Genomic DNA, 716 nt, shown 5'->3' on the forward strand with positions numbered 1-716 from the left:
GGCGCCGGGCCCAGCCGACAGCTTCCCGGGCGCCAACGCCCGGCAGGATACAAGGACGCGTACCATGAGTCGAGGCAAGGGACATCGTGTATTGATCATGGCAGGTGGCACCGGCGGTCACGTCATTCCGGCCCTGTCGCTGGCCCACGGGCTGGCGGCACAGGGCGTGCAGGTGGCCTGGCTGGGCAGCCCGCGTGGCATCGAGAACCGCCTGGTGCCGGAGGCCGGCATCCCGCTACACCGCATCGCGGTGAGCGGGCTTCGCGGCAATGGCCTTGCCGGCTGGCTGCTGGCCCCCTTCAACCTGGTCCGGGCGGTATGGCAGGCGGGGCGGGTCATCCGCGACGTCGATCCCCAACTGGTGGTGGGGCTGGGGGGGTTCGCCAGCGGGCCCGGCGGTCTGGCGGCCTGGCTGGTCCGCCGGCCGCTGATCATCCATGAGCAAAACGCCGTGGCGGGGCTCACCAACCGGGTGCTGTCCCACCTGGCGCGTCGCGTCTATGCCGCCTTTGCCCAGGCCTTCCCCGGTCGGGCCGAGGTGATCGGCAACCCGGTGCGCGACGAGATCGCCCGGCTCGGCGAGGCCCCGAGGCGGTCGGACGCGATGGCCGGACGCCCCCTGCGGCTGCTGGTGGTAGGTGGCTCGCTGGGGGCGCAGGCCCTCAACGCGCGGCTACCCGAGGCACTCGCCCGGCTGCCCGAGGGGCAACGCCCCG

The 716-nt window shown here is 73.3% G+C and carries 1 protein-coding gene; it reads left to right on the forward strand.

Annotated features, from left to right (window positions below; all coding sequences use genetic code 11):
• Positions 1–64: 64 nt before the first annotated feature.
• On the forward strand, positions 65–716 hold a 652-nt coding region (locus tag RI841_RS07755), incomplete at its 3' end, for a UDP-N-acetylglucosamine--N-acetylmuramyl-(pentapeptide) pyrophosphoryl-undecaprenol N-acetylglucosamine transferase (RefSeq protein WP_310705023.1).

This window comes from Halomonas sp. (assembly GCF_031581305.1).
Classification (GTDB): Bacteria; Pseudomonadota; Gammaproteobacteria; order Pseudomonadales; family Halomonadaceae; genus Halomonas.